The organism is Halobium salinum, assembly GCF_026586625.1.
GTDB lineage: Archaea > Halobacteriota > Halobacteria > Halobacteriales > Haloferacaceae > Halobium > Halobium salinum.
Genome location: NZ_JAODIW010000008.1, coordinates 671,678 through 687,398, shown reverse-complemented (window position 1 = coordinate 687,398; position 15,721 = coordinate 671,678). Strand labels below are relative to the sequence as shown.

The window sequence follows — 15,721 nt, the reverse complement described above, 5'->3', positions numbered from 1 at the left end:
GTCGGGCACACGACGCTGCACGTCGAAGACTCCGGGACACACGGGTAGCCGGTCGACCGGTCCGACCGGGTCTGTCGCACGTCGCCGCTCTCCGTTCTCCGTTCAAAATTCCAGACAAGTCAACTCGCATGTATCACCAGAAACCTCATAAGTGGGTATGACTCTCGTTTGAGTAGATGCGGTCATCGGCCCTCCCGACGGCGTTCGCGCTCCTGCTCGTTCTCTCGGGCTGTGTAGCGCCGTCGTTGGGTGGGACCAACCTCCCCGGGGTAACCGACGCGGCCGATACGATTGCGGACGACGGTAACACGTCGACGGCGACGCCGTCGCCGACCACGACCTCCCACTCGAACTCCGATTCGCACTCTCACTCCCACACGTCCTCGTCGTCGACCGACACCGCCGAGGCGTCGACGGCGGCGCCCCCGGACCCGGCCCCGGCGCGCGACAACCCGTGGGGGACCGAACCGGTCGTCGTCGCGGTGGAGAACCGGGGTTCGGAGACCCGTAACTACGTTCCGCAGGTCGAGGCCGCGACGGCGTACTGGGAGGAGCACGCCCGACGGTACGCCGGCTTCGACGTGGAGTACGTCGTCCGTCCGGACGCGCCGAACCCCGACCTCGTCGTACGGTTCGTCGACGAGGTGCCGTCGTGTGGCGAGGTGACGGACGCCGCCGGCTGTGCGCCGTTCATTCAGCGGGCGGGGCAGGTCGATCGGCCCGAGCGCGTTCTCGTCCGAACCGGTCTGTCGGCGTCGTCGACGACGCTCGTCCTGCAACACGAACTGGGTCACACGCTCGGACTCGGCCACGACGACGCGCCGACCGACGTAATGAAGGCGAAGTCGGTGCTGTACACCCAACCGCGGCCGGACGCGACCGACCGCGCGTTCCCGTGGGGCGACACCGAGTTCGGCGTCTACGTCGACGACGAGAACGCGGCCGACCCGGAAGGCGTCCGCGAGCAAGTTCGCCACGCCCTCTCGTACTACGAGCGCGGTGCGAACGGCTCCGCTCCATCGAACCTCAGCTTCACCTTCGTCGACTCGCCCGAGGCGGCGGACGTGGTCGTCGAGTTCGCCGAGGACTCCCCCTGCGGGGAGGGTTCGGGCTCCTGCTTCACGACCGTCGGCCCGGACCCCGACGGCGACGACGCCATCGAGACGTACACCCGGCTGACGGTCGTGCTCGTCGACCTCGACACGGAGGCCGTCGGCTGGCACGTAGGCAACTGGCTCGCCTACGGTCTCGGAATGGAGGCGCCCGAGGAGCGCCCGCCGCCGTTCCGCGACGCCGGCTACCGCGAGCGACGCGGCGCCTGGTGGACGTGACCCCGACCCCGACCCAGCACTGATAATCGTCGCCGACCGAGTGTGACCGTGACCGCAGACGACGCGGCCCCCGTGTCAGAACTCGGCCCCGAGACGCTCGAGGTCATCCTCCGGGAGGCGTTCGGCGGCACCGACGCGGAGCGCCGGGTCGTCGTCCGACAGGCGCGCGACCTCGCCGACTCGGGGAAACACGACGCGGACCGCGGCTTCCCCCTCACGGTCGACGAGCTCCTCGACCACCTCGGCGACGCACCCGCCGACTGCACCGTCCCGGAGCGCTGGAACTGGTGGCTCGGCTCGTTGGAGGTCGCCTACGGCGGCTACCGGGAGTTCCAGGTGCAGGCCGTCGAACGGGAGTGAGCTGTCGAACGGGGGTGGGCTGTCGGGTGCCCCGGTGACGCTCAGACAGCGTCGCGGTAGGCCTCCAGTTTCTCGGGGAACGTTCCCCGAATCGCGCCGACCGTGCTCCCGACGTTGAGCATCGAGTACCCCTGCTCGACTTTCGAGCGCACGTCGTCGTCACCGAAGCCCAGTCCCCCGAGCGAGACGTCGGCGTCGAGAGCGTCGTCGCGGACGGTCTCGACCGCCGCCTGCACGGCCTCGTGGTCGACCTCACCGGGGTGACCCAGCGCGACCGAGAGGTCGAACGGCCCGACGAAGACGAACCCCAGTTCGGGGACGGCGAGAATCTCGTCTATCGCGTCGACGGCCGCCTCGGTCTCGACGGTGACGCCGACGAGAATCTCCTCGTCTTCGACGGGGACGTAGTCGTCGCCGGCGAGCCCCCACCGGCTGGCGCGAGGGGAGCCGAGGCCGCGTTCGCCCGGCTCGCCGGCGTACTCGAACCGGGCCGCCTCGACGACGGTCCGAACCTCCTCGGCGCTCCACACCCGGGAGACAAACAGGTTCCTGACGCCGGCGTCGAGGACCTTCCGGACCATGGCGGGGTCGGCGCTGGGGAGGCGCACGAGCAGTTCGGTGTCCGTGAGTTCGGCCGCGCGGAGAGCGTCCTCCAGTGCCGTCGCGTCCCACGGGCTGGGGCCGCCGTGCTCGAGGTCGAACCAGACGAAGTCGAAGCCCATCTCGCCGTACAGCTCGACGAGCGCGGGGCTGTAGGTGTTGTCGAGGACGCCGAAGGCGACGCCGTCGGCCATCGTCTCGCGGAGACCGTTGCTGCGGGGGGAGTCGGTCATCCCACTCCGTTGGACGCGAACGAGCATCACGTTGCTGGGCCCGTCGCGTGTCCGCCGCTCGGCGTCGTCCCGTCGTCCCGACTCACCAGTCGGCGCCGATTCGGGTCCGCGCCGACTCGTACCCGTCGGCGGTTCGCCACCCCTCGCCGGTAGCGACGTGTCTGACCTCGTAGCGCCCGCCGCAGGCGCCACAGCGGTGGTCACCCGGCCGCGTGACGGTCTTCGACGCTCGATGACGGTGGGCCGCCCAGTCGCAGTCGCCGTCGAGACAGACCAGCCGGAGTCGGCCGTCGGTGAACCGCGGACACCGGAGCGGAGCGTCTAGGTCGGCGGCGACACGGCGGAAGCGTTCGCCGTGGCTCGACTCGCCGAAGCGCTGGAACTCCCACGCGTGGACGAGTTCGTGGCGGACGACTCCCGCGAACGTCTCGGGGTCGAACGCCTCGTAGGCGCGCCACGCCAGTCGGATGCGAGCCTCTTCGGCGTCGCGGTCGTACAGGCACACCCCGGCGCGGCGCTTCGCCCGCGTCGACACCGTCCACGAGAGCCGGTCGTGGTCCACGTCGACGTCGACCGTTCGGGCGTACGCCCGCGCCCACTCGCGGAGTTCCTCGCGGCTGGCGTCGGCTGGCGGCTGCATCGGATTGGTGAGGTCGGCGACCGAACATGAACTTCGCGGTCGTCGACGGTGGGAGGAGGGTGTGGAAGGCGCCTTCACGACTCACCGGCTCGCTCCCGTCGGTCGCTCGCTACGTTCCTCGGAAAACGGAAGGGGTGGGATTCGAACCGGAGTCAGACGGTCGCCCTCGTTTCACTCGGACGCTGCGACTGACAGGGTTCGAATCGCCACCGTACTCGGCCGGCGCTTACTGTCGTTCGCGCCGGCACGGAAGGGGTGGGATTCGAACCACGGTCGTTCCGCTCACTGACGCTCGCTTCACTCCCTGATTCGAACCCTTCCCGAGTCGTTTTCACGACTCACTGGCTCGCTCCCGTCGGTCGCTCGCTACGTTCCTCGGAAAACGGAAGGGGTGGGATTCGAACCACACGAAGCCTGAACGGCTCCCGTCCGCCGACCGAACGGTGCTCTGCCACTGAGCGACCCTTCCACTGCAATCGATACGACGCCCGGCACCCACTTTGTTATTCTTGCACTGAATATCACAAAATTGTATAAATCTCCGATTACCGCCGAACCACTGACGTCCGCGACACGCCGGTACGCTGATAGGGACCTCACGTCAGGTGCACGCATGGACTCCTCCACGCCCGCCGACGCCGCCGACCCCGCCGAGGCGTTCGCGGCGCTGTCGGACCCAACGCGCGTCGCGATTCTACAGGCACTCTGGGACGCGGACGGGCGTGAACTCCCCTTCTCGGAACTCCGGTCGGCGGTCGGGGTAGACGACTCCGGGCGGTTCAACTACCACGTCGGAAAGCTCACCAACCGCTTCGTCCGGAAGACGGATGATGGGTACAAGCTTCGACTCGCCGGAATCCAAGTCATCGGCGCCGTCCTTTCGGGCAGCGTCACGCAGGACGGCCACGCCGACCCGCTCCCGTTCGGCGAGTCTTGCCCGCTCTGTGGCGGTCAGATGACCTTCCGCTACGAGGACGAGCGCGTCAAAATCACCTGTGACGACTGCGGCCACTGGACGATGGAGTGGAGAATCCCCCCGGGCGTCTTCGCCGCGCACGACCACGAGGTGTATCCGGCGGTCGCCGAACGGTACATGCGCGCGCTGGTCGTCCGCGCCGACGACGGGTTCTGCTCCGTCTGTGAGGGTCCTATCGTCCCGTCGCTGTCCTCGGCCAGAGGGGCCGGCTTCGACGACCAGCGCTTCGAGGGCGTCCCCTTCGTGGAGTACGCCTGCGACCGCTGCGGACAGACCATCACCGCCGACCTCGGCGCCGCGCTCCACCGCCGCCCGCCCGTGGCCGGCTTCTACCACGACCGCGGGGTCGACCTCCGGGAGACCTCGCTGCTCGACTTCGCCGCCGTCGACGAACGCGCCCGGTTCGTGACCGAGGACCCGCGCCGCGCAGCGGTCACGTACCGTGTCGACGGCGACGAACTCACTCTCGTCGTCGACGAGTCGCTGTCGGTGGTCGGCTCCGAAATAACCGGGCGCTGACAGAACGAATCTTCTGTCCGGCGCCGGACAGAACTGTCTTTCTGCTTACATTGATGGGGTGGACGGCTCTCAATCCCCTCATGCACGCCCTCTTTCGGAACCCCACGTTCCGCCGGCTCTTCCTCGGACGGCTGGTGACGAACGCGGGCGACAGCCTCTACTACGTCGCCGCGATGTGGCTCGTCTACGAACTCACCGGCTCGGAGCTGTACACCGGCGTCGCCGGCTTCCTCGTCATGGCGCCGGCGGCGCTCCAGTTTCTCTTCGGCCCGCTGGTCGACCGGCTCCCGCTCCGGCAGGTGTTCGTCGGCACCCAACTCCTCCAGGGGGTGCTCGTCCTCGTCGTCCCCGCCGCGGCTCACGTCGGCGCGCTCTCCGCGCCGCTCCTCCTGGCCGTCATGCCGCTGCTCTCCCTGCTGAACCAGCCGGTGTACCCGGCGCAGTCGGCCGCCCTGCCCAGAATCGTCGAGCAGGACGAACTCGTCGCCGCCAACTCCCTGTTCACGCTCGCGTACCAGGGCGTCGACGCCGCGTTCAACGCCCTCGGTGGGGTTCTCATCGCCGCCGTCGGCGGCGTCACCCTCTTTCTCGTCGACTCCGTGACCTTCGCCGTCGCGGTGTGGCTGTTCGCGGGACTCCGAATCCCGGCCGCGAGCACGACCGGGGACGCCGGTCCGTCGCCGCCGACCGACGGCGACCCCGATACCGACTCGGACGCAGCGGTCGCGGACGGCGGCGTCGACGACGCGGACTCGGATTCGAACGGCGACGACTCCTACCTCGCCGACCTCCGCGAGGGCATCGCCTTCCTCCGAGGGACCGTCGTAGCGAAACTCCTCGCCGGGGCGGTCGTGGTCAACTTCACCCTCGGCGGCGTGATGGCCGTCCTCCCGGCGTACGGCGACCAACTCGGCGGCGCGAGCGCGTACGGGATTCTCACGGCCGGTATCGGCGTCGGTCTCCTCGTCGGGGCCCTCGCCGGAAACGTCCTCGACCGGTTCCGGTTCGGCGTCGTCGCCGTCGTCGGAACCCTCCTGAGCGCTGTCGTGTGGGCCGGTGCCGTCACCGTCGGCTGGCTCCCCGCCACCGCGGCGCTGTTCGCGCTCGCGTTCGTCCCCGCCGGAGTCGTGAACGTGCTCATCGCGTCGATGGTGCAGGCGCTCGTCCCCGAGGGGCTGCTCGGGCGCGTCTCCTCGGTGCTCGGCAGCGCCTCGGCCGCGATGACGCCGGTCGGGGCGCTCGTCGGCGGCGCCGTGGCGGCCGCTACGTCGACTTCGGTCGTCCTCTGGGGCGGCGCGGTCGGCTTCGCCGTCTACGGCCTCTACGTACTCACCGTCCCCTCCCTCCGGCGGCTCCCCCGGGTGGACGCGGTGTCGACGTTGGCGGCCGAGTAGGGAGCGAACGGACGAGTCCCGTCCGACGGGGGCTTCCGTGAACCACAGACCTGGCCAGGTACCCGTTCCTCCATTGTCAGTCCTCGAACCGAACCGAGCGACCCAAACGTCGCCGGCGGCTACCCGTCGGCAATGAAACTCCAGTTCCTCGGCGGCGCCGAGGAGGTCGGCCGGAGCGCGATTCTCGTCGACGACTCGCTCCTGCTCGACTACGGAACGCTGACGGGGAACCCGCCGCAGTACCCCGTCGCCCGCCCCGACCCCGACGCCGTCGTCGTCTCCCACGGCCACCTCGACCACGTGGGCAACCTCCCGACGCTGCTCGCCGGCGACGCCCGCCCGCCCATCCACTGGACGCCGCCGACTGAGGAGTTGGCACACACACTCTCCCGCGACACCATCAAGCTCCACGGCGGCACGTACGACTGCCCGTTCACCGAGGAGCACGTCCGGCGCCTCTCGGAGGTCTCGGAGCGCCACGGCTACGGCGACCCGTTCGACGCGGCGGGCTACGAGGTGACGTTCTACAACGCGGGCCACATCCCCGGCAGCGCCCACGTCCTCGTCGACGACGGCGACACGCGCCTGCTGTACACCGGCGACTTCCACACCGGTGACCAACGGCTCGTTGCCGGCACCACCGACCGTCCGGACGCCGACGTCGTGATTTGTGAGTCGACCTACGCCGACGTGGACCACCCGCCCCGCGACGAGGTCGAGCGACAGTTCGTCGAATCCGTCCGCACGACGCTCTGGGAGGGCGGGACCGTCGTCGTCCCCGCGTTCGCCATCGGGCGCACCCAGGAGATTCTGCACGTACTCGACGCCCACGACGTGGACTGCTACGTCGACGGGATGGGCGTCGGCGTCGCGAAGATGCTCCGCCGACACCCCGAGTACGTCCGCGACGCCGAGGCCCTCCGGAGCGCGATGTCGAACGCCCGCGTCGTCACCGGCCGCGACGGCCAGCGAAAGCGAATCGCCGAGCAGAACACGGTCATCGTCACGACCAGCGGCATGTTGTCGGGCGGCCCAGCGATGACCTACATCCCCGAAATCCGCGGCGACCCGACGAACAAAATCGCCATGACGGGCTACCAGGTCGAAGGGACGCCGGGCCGGGAACTGCTCGAACGCGGCCGCGCGGAGATCGACGGCCGCGTGATGCCCGTCGCCGCTCGTGCCGAGCAGTACGACTTCTCCGCGCACGCCGACGCCGAGGGTCTCCGCTCCTTCCTCGACGGCTACCACGGTTGCGAGGTCTTGGTGAACCACGGGGACGACACCGCCGGCTTCGCCGCCGACCTCCGTGCGGACGGTCACGACGCCCGTGCGCCGGAACTGGGCGAGACGGTCGAACTGTAGCCGCCCGAGATTACACCGCGCCGCCGTCGAGGTCGTTGTGCCCGTCCAGCCCGTCGAGCACATCGAATACGACCGCCGACTCCGCCTTCCGGAGCAGTTCGCCGGCGGTGCTCCGCGCGCAGTCGAGTCGCTCGGCGACGTCCGCCACGCTCCCCGTCCGCGGCACGTCGTAGTAACCCACCGCCGCGGCTGCCTCGAGGGCGGCCCGCTGGCGTTCGGTGAGCGTCGCCGCCGACGGCGCCCGGTCGAACTCGCGGACTCGCTCGATGCGAGCGCCGAGCAGGTCGCTCAGGCGGACGTGGAACTCACTCAGCGAGCGCGATTCGCCGACGGCCTCGAACCGCGCCGTGCCGTCGTCGAGGAACGTGACTGGCGGGAGGAACGCCAGTTTCGCCCGCGCGACGAGGTCGACGACCGCCGCCGGCAGTTCGAACGCCGTCTGGTGAGTGAAGGCGTACGTGCCCCCGTCGCCGGGGACGAGACTGGCCTCGACCAGACTGTCGACGCCGTCGAGCACCCGCCGCACCGACTCGCGGTCGCCGTCGTACCACACGAGGGTCGTGACCTGGTCGGTCGGCCCCCACACCAAGAGCTCTGCGCGCGAGAGCACCTCCTCCCGCATCAGCCCCTGGTGGACGGGATGCGCCGACTCCGGCGGGTACGTCACCGAGAACGCGACGTGCTTCATGCGGGCCGCACCGGGCCCCGTCACTTAAAACGCCGCATCGATGCGGCGGAGGGTACACTCCCGGGGGACGACAAAGGGAGGGTGTGAACGCGAGCGTCACCGCGTACGACTTCGGCGACACGTTCCTCCCCGACGGCGACGGCCGTTTCACCGACGCCGACAGTCGTCTCCCCGACGGGTCGGCCCCCGCTGACGACACCCTCCACGCCGACGACGCCCTCCACGCCGTGACCCGTGCCGACGCGACCACCAGGACCGCTACCGACGCCGACGGACGGCGGGTCGCCTACGCCGAGTACGGCGACCCCGACGGCACGCCGCTCCTCTTCCTACACGGGACGCCGGGGTCGCGCCTGTTGGGCGCGCTGTACGACCGGACGGCGCGCCGCCGTGGCGTTCGCGTTCTCGCTCCCGACCGGCCCGGATACGGTGCGTCGACCCCGTGGCCGACGCGGTCGCTGGTCGACGCGGGCGCGTTCCTGGTTCCCGTCCTGGACGACGCCGGCGTCGACCGCGCCCGCGTCGTCGGGTTCTCCGGCGGCGGCCCCCACGCGCTCGCGTTCGCCGCGACACACGGGGGCCGAGTGACGACCGTCGACGCCGTCGGGGGTGCGGTCCCGCCCGCCGTGCAGTCGACCACGCCGACCGTCCAGCGACTCCTCGGAACGATGGCGTCCCGCACGCCGCGGCTCCTCGGTGCGATGCTCCGGGGCCAGCGCTGGGTCGTCGAGCGCACCGACGCGTCGGCGGTCGTCTCGCAGTACACGTCGGCGGACGGCGACCCGGTTCCGGAGCCGGTCGCCGAACTCGTCGGGCGGGACTTCGTCGAGGCGCTCGCCCGGAGCCGGAGCGGCGTCGTGGTCGAGAGCCGCCTGCACGCCGCGGAGTGGGGGTCCGACCTCGACCGAGTCTCCGCTCCGGTCCGGCTCTGGCACGGCGACCGCGACACGAACGTCCCGGTCGGCGGCGCGCGACGCCTCGCTGACCGGCTCCCCGACGGTCGACTGACCGTCCTCGACGGCGCGGACCACCTCGGGAGCCTGCTCCGGAGTCGCGCCCACGTGCTCGACCGCGACGGCGACCAGCCCTCCGACTCGACCGGCACCGGCGACGGCTGATTCTCGCGGGCTCACCGGCCCGACCGCCAGCGAGTTTAACCCCGGTCGCCCCGAGGTGCCACCGATGAACGGTGACTCGACGTCCGACGGCGACGACACGCTCGCGACCCTCGCCGACCTGGTCGCCGCCGTCCCGGAGGGGCTCGAACCCGCGGCCGACGCGGCGGTCCGCGACGCGGAGAGCGCCGAAGCGCTCGTCGCCGACCTCGAAGAGTTGGTCGAAGAAGGGAAGACAGCCGAAACGGTCGACCCGGTCGAAGACGCCGACTCCGTCGCCGAACTCCGCGCCGTGCTGGCGGAGCAGACGGACGGCGACCGGGTCGACGGGGACGACCGAGCGGACCGCGACCTCCCGAGCGTCGGCGTCGACCGCGACCGCGCCGTGGAGACCGCGACGCGTGCCAGCGAGACCGCGGCGCGCGCCGGAGAGACGGCGGCCGCGGCGGGCAGCGGCGCCCTCGGTCGGCTCAAGTCCGGCATCGGCGGCCTCCGCGACCGAGTCGAGGACGCGGGCGACCCCGCTACCGCCGGCGACGGCGGGACCACCGGCGACCTGTCGGACTCAGTCGACGCACCCGACACTGCCGATGGCGCCGAGGACGCCGACTCGGAGCCCATCGACGTGACCGAGGCGGAAACAGGCGACGGAGCGACGGTCGGCTCGGCAGACGTCGTCGACGCGACCGACGACGCCGAGTCGACCGATGGCCTCGACGACACCGGCGACATCGACACCAACGACACCGGCGAGACCGACGACATCGGCACCAACGACACCGACGACATCCACACCGACGCCACCGACACAGACACGGTCGAACCGGCCGGTGCCACCGACGACGTCGACGGTCGGCCCGCCGCCGACCGCGGTGAGGCTCCCCCCGCGGGCGAGCCGGCGCTCCCGGTCCCCGACCGCGAGGCGACGCGCCGGACCCTCGCCCGCGCCCGACACCGAGCGCGGTCCGGCGTCGCCGACCTGAAGTACACCGTGCGCAACGCCGACCCCAAGCAGGCCGCCATCTGGGGGCTGGCAACGGGCGCGACGCTCGCGAACCCGGCTATCGCGGCGGGCTACTCCACCGCGGTTCTGCTGTCGGGCGCCGTCCTCGGCGGCACCGCGGTCGGCGCCTACGCCAGCAGTCACGAGGGGACCGTCCTCGACGACCTCGACCCGCTGGAGATGGCCCGCAACGCGAACGGGGTGGCCGCCGCGAACCGCGGCCGGTCGAACCTGAACGGGAAGGCGATGGGGAGCGTCCTCGGCGCCGGCGCCTACGTCGCCGGGCAGGTCACCCCCGAGGAGTACGCCCACTGGCTCGCCGACGTCGACCTCGACACCGTCGCCCGCGGGGCCGAACTCGGCGCCGGCGCGGCCCGCGACCGCGACGACATCGACCTCGGCTCGGCGGGCTCGGGAGCCCTCCTCGGCGGCGGGCTCGGGGCGGCCTACGGCCTCGCGACAGAGGGCGGCGAGGACGAGGACGCCCTCCGCGACCTGCTCGACGCGGACCTCTACGACGACTACCGAGTGGCGCTCGGCGACGGGAGCGGAGACGCCGGGACCGACGAGGGCGTCGGAAACGACGACGGTATCGGAAGCGGAGACTGACTGCGCGCCCGTCTTCCGCGCGTCGCATCCACCTGTGCGTCGCATCCACCCGTGCGTCGCGTCTACCCCACCGCAGTAGTTACGTCTCGCCCGACGAACCACGTCGACCATGTCCGACCCGTTCGTCGTCGTGGGCGGTGACGCCGCCGGCCTCAGCGCCGCGAGCAAGCTGAAACGCGAGGACCCCGACCGCGAGGTCGTCGTCTTCGAGAAGGGAAACTGGGCCTCCTACGCCCACTGCGGGATGCCCTACTACGTGAAGGGCGAGGTACCGGTGCTCACCGACCTGCTCTCGTTGCCCCCCGACCGTATCGAGGAGCGCGGTATCGACCTCCGGCGCGGGCACGAGGTCGTCGCCGTCGACCCCGACGAGCGCGTCGTCTCCGTCGAACGCGACGGCGAGACGGTCGAGCAACCCTACGGCGACCTGCTCGTCGCCACCGGCGCTCGCGCCGCCACCGAACCGGTCGCGGGAGCCGACCTCGACGGCGTCTACACGATGCACGGCCTCGACTCCGCGGCGGCCCTGCGCGCGGCCCTCCTCGACCCCGAGACGGCGACCGTCGAGGACCTCGGTGGCGGCGGGTTCGTCGACGCCGACGCCGTCGAATCGCATCTCCGGGCCGACCCGCCGGAGACGGTGGCGGTCGTCGGCGGCGGGTACGTCGGTGTCGAGATGGCCGAGGCGTTCGCCGCCCACGACCTCGACGTCCACGTGTTCCAGCGCGGCGACCACCTCCTCGGGCCGTTCGGCGAGCCGGTCGCCGAGCGCGTCGAGGCCCACCTCCGCGAGCAGGGGGTGACGCTCCACCTCGGCGAGGCGGTGGTACGACTCGACTCCGACGGGGACGACCGCGTCGCAGAGGTCGTCTGTCCCGACTCGTCGCTCCCGGTCGACCTCGCACTCGTCGGCGTCGGCGTCCGGCCGAACACCGACCTGCTCGACGGCTCCGGGGTCGAACTCGGGGACTCCGGCGCCGTCGCCATCGACGAGTTCGGGCGGACCAACCGGGAGAACGTGTATGCCGCCGGCGACTGCGCCGAGATGCCCCACGTCGTCACCGGCGAACCGGCGTGGGTCCCGCTCGGTCTGACCGCCAACCGCGCCGGACGGGCGGTCGGGCAGACGGTCGCCGGCGACCCGACCACCCTCGGCGGCGTCGCCGGGACGGCCGTCCTCAAGGCGTTCGACCTCGAGTGCGGCCGCTCGGGGGTCACGGACCACGACGAGGCGCGAACGTACGGCTTCGAGCCGGTGAGCGAGACCGTGACGGCCGGGTCGCGCTCGGGGTACTACCCCGGCAACGCGGAGACGACGGTGACGCTCACCGCGGACCGCGAGACGGGTCGGTTGCTCGGCGGAACCATCGTCGGCGCCGACCGTGCCGCCATCAGAATCGACACCGTCGCCACGGCGCTCGAAGCGGGGATGACCGTCGCCGAGGTGGAGCGCCTCGACCTCGCGTACGCCCCGCCGTTCAGCCCCGTCTGGGACCCGGTGCTGGTCGCCGCCAAGGTGCTGAACGGACGGTTGTAGCGCGCCGGCCGCGTCGGCCGGCGCTGTCGACGCGGTCGACGGCTTCGACTCACTCCTCTGCGGCGAGGTCGAACCGGAGCCAGCCACCGGAGAACCGGACCCCACCGCGTTCGTGCGCCGGGTCGAGCGTCACGTCGTAGCCGTGGAGGGCGGCCTCGCCGCTTCCGAGTTCGGCGGCGACTCGCTCGAACTCGGCGGCCAGTCGGTCCTCGCGTCGTCGGCGTTCGGCCGTCGACCGCGCGTCGCTCCCGCGTTCGTCGGTCGGCACTGTCTCCACCCTCAGTCGGCGGTCTCGGGTGCCGTCGCGTCCGCGTCGGCCCCGCCCTCGCCGTCCGCCTCGACACCGACCTCCAGCCATTCGTCCGCCCACCGCTCGATTTCGTCGAACACCGGACAGAGCGACCCGCCCTTCGGCGTGAGCGAGTAGTACGTCGCCACCGGGGCGTCCTCCTCCATCCGGCGGTCGACGAAGCCGAGTTCCTGCAGGTCGTCGAGCACGCGCGAGAGCGTCCGCGAGCTCGCGCCGGTCGAGCGCTTCAGTTCGTTGAAGCGCTTCTCCCCGTCCTGCAGGTCGTGGAGCACGACGAGTCGCCACTGCGAGCCGATCTGTGTCAGCGAGTCGACGACCGAGCAGGGCCCGTCGTCGCCGCCTGCGTCTACTGGCATCGGTGTCACCTGGTGCTATCACTGTCGCCGAACGGCTATATGGGTTCCGGAACGAACCAAGTAACACGATGCAACCAGAGTACGAAACCGAAGCACGTGTCGACTCGCCACCTAGTCCGGGAGCCGCGGCCGCGGAGGTGACCGCCTGATGGCGCTCGAAGCGCCCCTCGCCTCGGAGCTCCTGCTGCTCGCACGCCTGCTGTTCGGCGGCGTCCTCGCGTTCACCGGGCTCAACCACTTCACGAACACCGACGCGATGACGGGATACGCGGAGGCGAAGGGGCTTCCCGCACCGCGCCTCGGCGTCGTCGGCTCCGGCGTGCTCCTCGTTCTCGGCGGGCTGGGCCTCGTCTTCGGCGTCTTCCCCGTCCTCGCGGCGGGGGCGCTCGCCGTCTTCCTGGTGGTCTCCGCGCTGGTGTTTCACGACTTCTGGGCCGTCCCCGAGGACCAACAGCAGACCGAGATGACGCAGTTCCTGAAGAACGTCGCGCTGGCCGGCGCCGCGCTCGCCCTGCTCGCCCTCGGCGGCACCCAGTGGGCGTACGCGCTGAACGTCGGCGTCTGGTAACCCCCCGACAACCGCTTTCTCCTCGCCGCTCGAACTGTCCTGCATGACCGACGAGCCGACCACCCCTCCCGACGGCGTCGACCTCACTGCCGAACAACGGGACGCCCTCCACCACTGTCAACTCGGCATCGAACACGTCTACCGGGCGTACGGGTCGCTCCTCGACTTCCACCACCGGGTGGGTCACGCGATGGACCGGTTCCACGCCGCCGAGGCGAGCCTCAGAGCGGCCGGCCACGACGAACTCGCCGACCGACTCCGCGACCGACACCTCCCGGCCGGCATCGTCGACGACCGCTGGAGCTACGAGGTCGTCGAGGCGTTCGAGCGCGACTTCCTCGACCCGATTACGGCGTTCGAGGCGTCCGTCCGCGACGACCTCGCGGACGGCCGGACCCACGTCAGCGAGCGGGCCCAACAGCGGGAGTGGCGGGCCCGGGCCGACGGGTTCGACCGCCACGACGCCGTGGACGGGTAGAACGCGTCGGCGACGCGGACACGAGCGTCGCGACGCCGCCGACCCGCCGCCGCCCTCGCGGCAACGTTCGGGGGGTATCGGTGAGTACCCCTTTCCGACGCGCGGCCCAACTCGGTGATATGTCGGAGCGACACATCTCGAGACGGCGGCTTCTCGGCGGGGTGGGGACGGCGCTCGCCGTCGGCGTCGCCGGCTGTGGCGGCACCAGCGGTTCGGGAACGAACGGGTCGTCGGCGAACGCGACCGGAACCGGCAGCGAGAACGCGACGACGAGCGCCGCCGCGACCGAGGGGAACCGAACGTCGGCCGCGGACGCGACCGCGGGCGAGGAGGACGTGTACACGCAGCTCTACGAGTCGGTGGTCGGCTCGATCGTCCTCCTGCGGACGCCGGAGGGGTCGCAGGGGTCCGGTTGGCTGTACGACGGCGAGCACGTCGTGACGAACCACCACGTCATCGCCGGTGCGGACGCCGTCAGCGTGCAGTTCAGTCAGGGGGAGTCGGTCCGGGGGCGAGTAGTCGGCACCGACCCCCGAGCCGACCTCGGGGTCGTCCGCGTCGGCTCGAAGCCTGACTACGCCGACCCGCTCGACCTCGCCGAGTCGGAGCCGCCGGTCGGCACCAAAGTGGCCGTCGTCGGCAGTCCCTACGGTCTACAGGGCTCGCTCACGACCGGTGTCGTCAGCGGCGTCGACCGTCTCGTGCCGAGCCCCGCGGAGAGCGACTACCGAATCCCGAACGGGATTCAGACCGACGCGGCGGTCAACCCCGGCAACAGCGGCGGCCCCCTCGTCGGCCTCGACGGCACCGTCCTCGGCGTCGTCAACTCCGGCGGCGGCGAGAACATCGCCTTCGCCATCTCCGCCCCGCTGACTCGAAAGGTCGTCGCCGCCCTCGTCGACGAGGGGCGCTACAGCCATCCGACGCTCGGCCTTACCCTCCTCCCCGTGACGGACGTGGTCGCCGAGGCGAACGGGTTGGACCGAACCCGCGGCCTGCTCGTCGCCCGCGTCGCCGAGGGGTCGCCCGCGGCCGGAACGCTCCAACCCGCCACCGGCACCGAGCAGGTCGCCGGGTTCGAGGTGCCCGTCGGCGGCGACGTGATTCTCGCCGTCGGCGGCGAGCAGGTGTCGACCCGACAGGAGTTCTCGGAGTACCTCGAACTGCAGACGACGCCGGGCGAGACGGTGACGCTCACGGTGCTCCGGGACGGGGAACGTCGGGACGTCGAGGTCGAGGCCGGGGCGCTCCCGGCGCTCTGAGTACGGTGATTACTCGGTCTCGCCGTCGCTCTCGGCGCTCGCTTGCGCCGCCTCGACGCGCCCGGCGTACTTCTCCAACTCGGCGGCGAGCGTCCGCGCCTGCTCGGCCGACAGGGTCACCCGGTCTGCGTGGGCCGGCAGGTGGTCGAGTCCGGTGTTGTCGAGTTCGAGCTCCAGGGTCACGTCCTGTGGGTTCTTCCGCGGCGCGGTGACGTTGAGCACCGCGAACGCCGACTCCTCGAACTCGTGGCCTCTCGCCGTCCCGTCGAGCATGTCGAAGGTGGTGTACGCGTTGATTTTCAGCAGTCGGTCGGGCATGCGTGTCCGTGGGGGGTGCGGGCGCAAATGGCTGTCGTCGTCGCCGTCGTCCCCGGTGA

At 71.1% G+C, this 15,721-nt stretch carries 17 protein-coding genes and 1 tRNA gene; 11 read left to right on the top strand and 7 right to left on the bottom strand.

Annotation, left to right across the window (positions count from 1 at the left end; genetic code table 11):
- Positions 1-176 precede the first annotated feature (176 nt).
- Together N5095_RS15650 and N5095_RS15645 are read left to right on the top strand one after the other, a co-directional pair.
- Positions 177-1,331 (top strand): zinc metalloprotease, encoded by a 1,155-nt coding sequence (locus tag N5095_RS15650; RefSeq protein WP_267623941.1) that lies wholly within the window; start codon positions 177-179, stop codon positions 1,329-1,331.
- A gap of 72 nt (positions 1,332-1,403) precedes the next feature.
- Complete coding sequence (locus tag N5095_RS15645; RefSeq protein WP_267624494.1) at positions 1,404-1,691, top strand: WNWW family protein; 288 nt, start codon at positions 1,404-1,406, stop codon at positions 1,689-1,691.
- Between the two features lie 41 nt (positions 1,692-1,732).
- Here N5095_RS15645 and N5095_RS15640 read toward each other — a convergent pair whose 3' ends face one another.
- From N5095_RS15640 to N5095_RS15630, 3 genes are all read right to left on the bottom strand, one after another.
- Entirely contained in the window at positions 1,733-2,524 is a 792-nt protein-coding gene (locus N5095_RS15640; RefSeq protein ID WP_267623939.1) for an HpcH/HpaI aldolase family protein, read from the bottom strand.
- 82 nt (positions 2,525-2,606) lie between these two features.
- A complete protein-coding gene (locus N5095_RS15635) occupies positions 2,607-3,164 on the bottom strand; it encodes a SprT family zinc-dependent metalloprotease (protein WP_267623938.1) in 558 nt (185 codons plus the stop codon).
- Between the two features lie 383 nt (positions 3,165-3,547).
- Positions 3,548-3,633: transfer RNA gene (locus tag N5095_RS15630), tRNA-OTHER, on the bottom strand.
- A 144-nt stretch (positions 3,634-3,777) separates the two neighbouring features.
- Here N5095_RS15630 and N5095_RS15625 point away from each other — a divergent pair.
- The 3 genes from N5095_RS15625 (at position 3,778) to N5095_RS15615 (ending at position 7,418) form a co-directional block, all read left to right on the top strand.
- Positions 3,778-4,659, top strand: a complete 882-nt coding sequence (locus N5095_RS15625; protein WP_267623937.1) for a winged helix-turn-helix domain-containing protein — start codon at positions 3,778-3,780, stop codon at positions 4,657-4,659.
- 80 nt (positions 4,660-4,739) lie between these two features.
- Positions 4,740-6,053, top strand: coding sequence for an MFS transporter (locus N5095_RS15620; RefSeq protein WP_267623936.1), 1,314 nt, complete (start codon positions 4,740-4,742; stop codon positions 6,051-6,053).
- Between the two features lie 132 nt (positions 6,054-6,185).
- On the top strand, positions 6,186-7,418 hold the full coding sequence (locus tag N5095_RS15615) for an MBL fold metallo-hydrolase (protein ID WP_267623934.1): 1,233 nt from the start codon (positions 6,186-6,188) through the stop codon (positions 7,416-7,418).
- A gap of 10 nt (positions 7,419-7,428) precedes the next feature.
- Here the strand turns inward: N5095_RS15615 and N5095_RS15610 are convergent, their stop codons facing one another.
- A complete protein-coding gene (locus tag N5095_RS15610; RefSeq protein ID WP_267623932.1) occupies positions 7,429-8,106 on the bottom strand; it encodes a helix-turn-helix domain-containing protein in 678 nt (225 codons plus the stop codon).
- Between the two features lie 83 nt (positions 8,107-8,189).
- Between N5095_RS15610 and N5095_RS15605 the strand changes: the two genes are divergently transcribed.
- From N5095_RS15605 to N5095_RS15595, 3 genes are all read left to right on the top strand, one after another.
- A complete protein-coding gene (locus N5095_RS15605; RefSeq protein ID WP_267623931.1) occupies positions 8,190-9,224 on the top strand; it encodes an alpha/beta fold hydrolase in 1,035 nt (344 codons plus the stop codon).
- A 64-nt stretch (positions 9,225-9,288) separates the two neighbouring features.
- Positions 9,289-10,833 (top strand): hypothetical protein, encoded by a 1,545-nt coding sequence (locus N5095_RS15600; RefSeq protein ID WP_267623929.1) that lies wholly within the window; start codon positions 9,289-9,291, stop codon positions 10,831-10,833.
- 109 nt (positions 10,834-10,942) lie between these two features.
- The gene (locus N5095_RS15595) at positions 10,943-12,370 is read left to right on the top strand and encodes an FAD-dependent oxidoreductase (protein WP_267623928.1); all 1,428 of its coding nucleotides are present in this window, start codon (positions 10,943-10,945) and stop codon (positions 12,368-12,370) included.
- A gap of 49 nt (positions 12,371-12,419) precedes the next feature.
- Here the strand turns inward: N5095_RS15595 and N5095_RS15590 are convergent, their stop codons facing one another.
- Positions 12,420-12,638 carry a hypothetical protein gene (locus N5095_RS15590; RefSeq protein ID WP_267623926.1) on the bottom strand — a complete coding sequence of 73 codons (219 nt, stop codon included), beginning with the start codon at positions 12,636-12,638 and terminating at the stop codon, positions 12,420-12,422.
- A gap of 11 nt (positions 12,639-12,649) precedes the next feature.
- A complete protein-coding gene (locus tag N5095_RS15585; RefSeq protein ID WP_267623925.1) occupies positions 12,650-13,036 on the bottom strand; it encodes a winged helix-turn-helix transcriptional regulator in 387 nt (128 codons plus the stop codon).
- A gap of 148 nt (positions 13,037-13,184) precedes the next feature.
- Between N5095_RS15585 and N5095_RS15580 the strand changes: the two genes are divergently transcribed.
- The 3 genes from N5095_RS15580 to N5095_RS15570 all read left to right on the top strand — a co-directional run bounded on the left by N5095_RS15580 (position 13,185) and on the right by N5095_RS15570 (position 15,344).
- Positions 13,185-13,604, top strand: coding sequence for a DoxX family membrane protein (locus N5095_RS15580; RefSeq protein ID WP_267623924.1), 420 nt, complete (start codon positions 13,185-13,187; stop codon positions 13,602-13,604).
- A 43-nt stretch (positions 13,605-13,647) separates the two neighbouring features.
- Positions 13,648-14,082 (top strand): hypothetical protein, encoded by a 435-nt coding sequence (locus tag N5095_RS15575; RefSeq protein ID WP_267623922.1) that lies wholly within the window; start codon positions 13,648-13,650, stop codon positions 14,080-14,082.
- Positions 14,083-14,201: 119 nt separating this feature from the next.
- Complete coding sequence (locus tag N5095_RS15570; RefSeq protein ID WP_267623920.1) at positions 14,202-15,344, top strand: S1C family serine protease; 1,143 nt, start codon at positions 14,202-14,204, stop codon at positions 15,342-15,344.
- A gap of 9 nt (positions 15,345-15,353) precedes the next feature.
- Here the strand turns inward: N5095_RS15570 and N5095_RS15565 are convergent, their stop codons facing one another.
- Entirely contained in the window at positions 15,354-15,662 is a 309-nt protein-coding gene (locus tag N5095_RS15565) for a DUF6360 family protein (protein ID WP_267623919.1), read from the bottom strand.
- Between the last annotated feature and the right edge of the window lie 59 nt (positions 15,663-15,721).